Source organism: Sphingomonas oligophenolica, from assembly GCF_006438955.1.
In the GTDB taxonomy this organism is placed as follows: domain Bacteria; phylum Pseudomonadota; class Alphaproteobacteria; order Sphingomonadales; family Sphingomonadaceae; genus Sphingomonas; species Sphingomonas oligophenolica_A.
In genome coordinates this window covers 1-6,369 of sequence record NZ_RCZK01000037.1, presented here as the reverse complement: position 1 = coordinate 6,369, position 6,369 = coordinate 1, and the positions used below count along the sequence as shown (strand labels likewise).

6 protein-coding genes are annotated in these 6,369 nt (G+C 64.0%); 5 read left to right on the top strand and 1 reads right to left on the bottom strand.

Features of this window, described 5'->3' with window-relative positions:
• The 5 genes from EAH84_RS15665 to EAH84_RS15645 form a co-directional block, all read left to right on the top strand.
• Positions 1-1,232 (top strand): recombinase family protein (locus tag EAH84_RS15665; protein ID WP_206663989.1); only part of this gene is annotated, 1,232 nt, incomplete at its 5' end.
• 482 nt (positions 1,233-1,714) lie between these two features.
• Positions 1,715-2,473 carry an HNH endonuclease gene (locus EAH84_RS15660; RefSeq protein ID WP_206663988.1) on the top strand — a complete coding sequence of 253 codons (759 nt, stop codon included), beginning with the start codon at positions 1,715-1,717 and terminating at the stop codon, positions 2,471-2,473.
• A 160-nt stretch (positions 2,474-2,633) separates the two neighbouring features.
• Positions 2,634-3,875, top strand: coding sequence for a DNA (cytosine-5-)-methyltransferase (gene dcm / locus EAH84_RS15655; protein WP_140872899.1), 1,242 nt, complete (start codon positions 2,634-2,636; stop codon positions 3,873-3,875).
• Positions 3,868-4,323, top strand: a complete 456-nt coding sequence (locus tag EAH84_RS15650) for a very short patch repair endonuclease (RefSeq protein ID WP_140872898.1) — start codon at positions 3,868-3,870, stop codon at positions 4,321-4,323. The genes dcm and EAH84_RS15650 overlap by 8 nt, the downstream gene beginning before the upstream one ends.
• Before the next feature lie 71 nt (positions 4,324-4,394).
• Positions 4,395-5,753 carry an MvaI/BcnI family restriction endonuclease gene (locus EAH84_RS15645; RefSeq protein ID WP_161978439.1) on the top strand — a complete coding sequence of 453 codons (1,359 nt, stop codon included), beginning with the start codon at positions 4,395-4,397 and terminating at the stop codon, positions 5,751-5,753.
• A 408-nt stretch (positions 5,754-6,161) separates the two neighbouring features.
• Here EAH84_RS15645 and EAH84_RS15640 read toward each other — a convergent pair.
• The coding region (locus EAH84_RS15640; RefSeq protein WP_140872896.1) for a transposase at positions 6,162-6,369 on the bottom strand (208 nt) is incomplete at its 5' end.

Sequence of the window (6,369 nt, the reverse complement as noted above, 5' to 3'; positions counted from 1 at the left end):
CAGCGTCCAAGGCCAAGGGCATGTGGATGGGCGGTACACCGCCGCTCGGCTATCGACCCGATGGCCGCAGCCTCGCCATCGTCGAGGATCATGCCGCGGTCATCCGGGACATCTTTGCGCGCTACCTCGACCTTGGCAACGTCAGGCTGCTGGGCCAGGCGCTCGCGCGCGAGCGGATCAGGGTGCCGCTGCGGACCATGACCAGCAGCGGCCGGGCGTTCGGCGGTGTCGCGTTTACCCGGGGCCAGCTCTACGCCATCCTCAAGCGGCCTGCCTATATCGGCGAGATCCACCATCGGGGCAGCGTTCATACCGCGCTCCATCCGCCGATCATCGATCCCGATACGTGGGACCGGGTCCAGACGCTGCTCAAGAGCAACACCGTCGGCGCGCGGCGCGGCAGTCGTGCCGCCAGTCCGAGCCTGCTGGCAGGAAAGGTGGTCGATGCCGCGGGGCAGCCGCTGGTCGCAGTGCATGCGACCAAGGGTACCACCCGGTATCGCTATTATGTCAGCCGCAGCCTTCAGACCGGCGAGAGCACCACGGGCATGCGTATCCCGGCCCGCGAGCTCGAGGTCGCGGTCACCACCCGGCTCACCGCGCTGTTCGCCGATCCGCTGGCGCTGATCGGCAGTTGCTGGCTTGATGTCCCCGCCAACCAGGTCAGCGCAATGATGGCCCGGTGCGGGGAGCTCCGGCTCAGTCCTTCGGCGGGGCACCGATCAGTGGTGCAGGCACTGGTCGAGCGGGTTCAAATCGACCACGACCATATCGAAATCACCTGCCCGGTTGCGGCCATCGCGGAGCTGTTGCAGGTCGCTCGCGACAGCGACGGACCCGCCACCATCGCCATCCGCTCGGCGGTGACGCTCTCGAGATCGGGCAGCGCCATGAGGCTGGTCCACAGCGACGGCGCGGCGGTCGCCGCAATCCCCAATCCGGCACTGGTGCGGCTGCTGCTGCGCGCGCGGCGCTGGTGGACAATCCTGCGTACGGGCGAAGTCGATACCAAGACGCTTGCCCGACAGGAGGGAGTAAACCCGGCTTATATCACGCGCGTGGTGCGGTTGGCGTTTCTGGCACCCGCGATTGTCGATGCGATCATCACCGGGCGGGCCAGTGTCGCGGTCGACGTCGCAGCGCTCACCGCGACCGGTGCAATCGTGCCACGGTGGGCCGATCAGGTGGCGATGATGCTGCCGTGGGGATCGCTGAACCGTGAAATCAGATGAGCAAAGCAGCGCTGCGAAATCGACGCGTGTCATCGCGCATGCACCGCTGCTAACGACTTCAACATAATAGGAACTTCCTCTGTGATGACGTGCGCGCGCGGAATGGCTAGCGTCGCAACTCGTCGAGCCACGAAACCGTCGATCATCGTCGCGGTCGTTCCGCAACAGGTTCACCCTTTTATTCCCGAATGCCGGTCGCCAGCTTCCACGGCGTACTAGCGATTAATGGCATAGGGCTAAGTTGGCCCGTCGCTGTGGCGACGGATCCGGGGTGCCTCATGCGAGACACATCTGTGTCACTACGGCCAGACGAGGCACGCACTTTCCGATTGATTGTCCGGATGATGTCATCAGCGGCGAAACGCGGGAACGTGCCCGGCAACCCGAACTTTGCAAGGCGCAACCGCAGCACCATCGCGGCGGGTTGCCAGGAAACGTAGTGATCCTACCATCGGGCCAGACGATTATAGTGGAGTGGGCAATTGGCAACGCGGTGGAACAGGATCTTTGACAATCATGGCGCCAAGCCGATGTCGAAAACGGACAAGTCGAAAGCTGCGTACGTACCAGCCGAAGGCCAGAAGGCGGCAATCATCGCTGCTGGCCACCTCCCCTCCGCCGGTGGTGGCAGTGGCGAGACGATCAAGCTGGAAGTCCTCGGCGATATCAAGACCGCTTTCCTGGAGGCAAGTTTTTATGATTCCCAGCGCAAGGGCGCCAACCGCGCGCCCGAGACACGCATGGGCCGTGACATTGTGCGGTGGGCGAAGGTCGGTGACGAGATCGTTATCGGAAATATCGGTTCAAAACTGTTTGCGGCAAAGGCCGATGCAACGGTCGACACAGCAGTATTCGGACGTCTGCTTGCTGCAGAAACAGACCCCCGCAAGGTCATTGCCAAGGCCATGAAGGTCAGCGGAAAACCGAAAAGGCGCCAGCGGACAGTCGATGATTTTGTCCGAAACCCGTGGGTTGTCGCGGGGGCGCTGCAGCGGTCAGAAGGAAAATGCGAACTGCCAACATGCAAACACCAGCTTTTCGTCCGTGAAGATGGGACAAACTACCTCGAGGTCCACCACGTCCTGCCGCTTGGAGAGGGGGGCGACGATAGCCTTTCAAACGCTGCAGCGATCTGCCCGTCCTGTCATCGCGAGCAGCATTTTGGTGAAAACAGACAACAGCTGAGACAGACACTGGCGACCGCCGTGGCGGCCAGCACAGCGGCGCTTGTCACCGCTTGATTCGCTGGCGGAGGCAAGCTGCTCCCGACTTGGTACTACGAAACCTTCTGGGGATGATCTCGTGAACGGTCGACACGATCTGGAACAGACAAAGAACGCTTGACGCCGGGAGCTCCCGTGCCATGGTGTCGGAAATCGACCCGGAAATGACGGAGACCTGATGCTTTCCCTGACCCGCGGCTTTGCCGCAGAGTTCCGCCGTTCCGGCCTTTCGCTCGACGAGGCCCGGGCCGAGCTGGGGCTCTCGCGTCGGCAGATTACACGATACCTTGATGGCGACACGCGTGTTCCCAAGCTCGTATCCGACCGCATCCGCGACCTGGGCAACCGACGGACACTGGCCAAGCCGGACGCCCCCTTCCGGTTCATCGACCTGTTCGCCGGGATCGGCGGGCTGCGGCTCGGGTTCGAATCCATCGGGGGCAAGTGCGTGTTTACCAGCGAATGGGACCGCTGGTCGCAGATGACCTACGCCCGCAACTTCCCGGATGGCGAGGATCACGTGATGGCCGGTGACATCACCCCCTATGGTGCGGATCCCTCGCGGATCCCGGCGCATGACGTGCTGCTGGCGGGCTTTCCGTGCCAGCCATTCTCGCTGGCGGGGGTCTCGAAGAAGAACTCGCTTGGCCGCAAGCACGGGTTCGACGATGTGAAACAGGGCAACCTCTTCTTCGAGATCGAGCGTATCCTGCGCCACCACCGGCCGGTCGCGTTCCTGCTCGAGAACGTCAAGCATCTGAAGCGTCACGACCAGGGGCGCACCTTCGAGGTGATCCGCAAGACGCTCGAGGACGATCTGGGCTACGCGATCAGCTACCGTGTGATCAGCTCTGCACCATGGGTGCCGCAGAACCGCGAGCGCATCTTTATTGCAGGCTTCCGCGAGGATGTCGGGTTCAGCTTCGACGATTTCGAAAAGATGCTGCCCCCCGAGCAGGAATGGCCGAGGCTTGGCGATATCCTGCTGTCGCACAACGAGGTCGATGCGAAATACACGCTGACCCCGAAGCTGTGGCAGTATCTTCAGGACTACCGCGCCAAGCACGAGAAGGCAGGTAACGGGTTTGGCTACAGCATGTTCGGGCGCGACGGGGTCACGCGCACGCTGTCGGCCCGCTATCACAAGGATGGTTCGGAAATCCTGATTGCCCAACGGGGCACCCGGCCGCGGCGGCTGACGCCGGTCGAATGCGCACGCCTGATGGGGTTCGAGCATGGCGACCGGAAATGGGATATTCCGGTTTCCGACACGCAGGCCTACCGGCAGTTCGGCAATGCGGTCGTCGTGCCTGCGGTCGAGGCCGTCGCGCGGTATATGGAACCGGCAATCAGCCGGATGCTCGAGCGCGAGCGTGCTGCTGCGACACCGGTAAAGCGGAAGCGCGCCGCGGTTGGCTGACATCGTCAGCCGTGACGTTCGCAGCAGGATGATGTCGGGGATCAGGGGGAAGAACACCCGCCCCGAGATCATGGTACGGCAGATGCTGCATGCCGCGGGTTTACGGTTCCGGCTCCACGCAGCCGGGCTGCCGGGCAAGCCCGACATCGTGCTGCCGCGGTGGCGGGCGGTGGTGCAGGTCAACGGCTGCTTCTGGCATGGTCACGACTGTCACCTTTACCGGTTGCCCGCCACCCGCACGGCGTTCTGGGAAGCCAAGATCGCGGCCAACCGCCGCCGCGACGGGGTCGTCGCCGACCAGCTTGCGGCTGCGGGCTGGCGACAGCTGGCGGTCTGGGAGTGCGCACTGAAGGGCAAGTCACGCTTGCCGACCGACAAGGTCGCCGCCCTTGTCAGCGAATGGGTCCGGGGTGCCGAACAGTCCGCCGTCGTGAGAGGAACGTTCTGACCGCCGCCTGACGCGGCGCAGGATTGTGCAGCCGCGCTGATACCTGCATTCTCCCGTCAGGGAGGATGCAGATGGCGATCGGGAATCTCGCAAGGCTGCGATCGCTGTTCGCAGGGCGCGGTGTGCGGACGCTCTACATCAAGCACCTCTCCGCGAAACAGGATAACGAGAAGAACCAGATCTACCTCGGCAAGGGGCTGGACGGGATCCTCAACCTGTTTCCCGCCACGATCGTGGCGCGCTCGGCCAGCGAGAGTGTCGGCAAGCGCAGATCAGCGGCGGGCAAGCCGAAGCTCGAAGCCCGCCTCCGGCTGGCATGGCTCGGGGAGAATGGCGAAACCAGTCCCGCGCCCGACGCGCGGATCATCGACTATTTCCAGTATCCCGAGGCGCGGCTGTCCGGGTTTATCAAGGGCTGTGCGAACGCGCCGGACGCCCTGCGGCGGAACCATCAGGCACAATATGGCCGTCGCATACTGGTGCTCGGCACGGCGCCGGACGGGACGGTGCTCGGGCGCGTCCTGACCGAACGCGACGATCCGGTTGTTGCAGACTTTCCCGATCTTCCGGTCCTCCCCGCGGTGCCCGTCCTGCGGGTGCTGTCGATCGCGGGCCCGGCAGGCGTCGCGCCGTACGATCTCCTGCTGGCCGAGATCACCGCGATCGCAGCGGCGGGATGGCATCCGTCGGTGATCCTCAAGCCTGGCGCTGCGGGACCGGTGCCGTTTCGCGGCAACCAGGGTGCAGGCTACACGCTCGAGGCACTGCTCGGAGTGGTCGCCAACGCTGGCAAGGCTCCCGATGCCCATGGTTACGAGATCAAGTCGTTCCGCGGCGACAAGATCAGCCTGATGACCCCGACCCCGGACGGCGGGTTCCAGGGCACGCACACGTTCCGCGAGTTCATGGGGAGATATGGGCGTCCGGCGGTGAAAGGCGATGGCAGTATGCGCTTTACCGGCACCCACCGGGTCGGACTCGTCAGTCCGACGACCGGGTTCGGGATGCGGGTGCGGGGGTATGACGCCGCCGCCGACACGTTCGACGCGGACGCCGGGATCGCGGTCGAGATGTTCCATCCCGGCACCGGCGATATCGTCGCGTCGTGGTCGCTCGAGCGACTGGCCAACAGCTGGAATGCCAAACACGCCTCCGCAATGTACGTGCCCGCAACCGAACGCGCATCGCCGGGCACACCGGGATCGAGCGATTACCGGTTCGGCCCGCATGTGCTCGTTGGCGAGGGTACCGATGTTTTCCGGCTGATCCGCGCGATCCATGACGGCGTCGTCTGGTACGATCCGGCCGACAGCATCTACATCGACAACAGGGCGAAGGTCCGGCCCCAGTGGCGCACCAGCGCTGGAAAGCTGGAGGCGACGATGGGGCGGCTTTACGGCGCCAGCAGCGTTGTTATCCTGGGCGACTGAGTGCGGGGGCGCCGCTTTTTACGGCACATCGACCGGGCTGATAGCCGGTCGGATCTGCAAGCCCGGCATTCCGCTACAGCAATGATGGCGAAGAGCGGACCGGCTGAATTCGGGGATCATTGGTGGAAAACGGACTGGCCGCTTTGGAGCGACGTTATGAGGTAAGCGGACATCCGTTGTCGCACGTAAGCACGTCAGCTACGCGCCCCAGGATCGGTCGTCGAAACGCAGCCTCCCTGGTCCCGTAAGCGGACATCCTGACGCAGGCTTCTGACACTGTGAAACCCGCACAAATCGGACGCATATGTCCAGTGTCACAACCGACCGAGGCTGTTGAAAAAGGCCGTGCAGTTGGCGGCTGACGCCACGACCGGCATTGGCAGCGAGCGGGCGAGCGACCTTCGCTGCTCAGGCTGGTGCGGCCCGATTGGCGAGCAGCTGGAGGTTGTAGGCGGCGGCTGCCATGGTAAACTCTTCGGCGGCTCCGTTCAGGCCTCTCAGCTTCAAAGATCTGAGGTTAAGGTTGCGTTTTAGGTGGCCGAACACGCGCTCGATCCGCTTTCGTCGCTGACGCGCGCGGATTGAGGCTTCGGTGCCGCTGAGGGCACGGACCTGA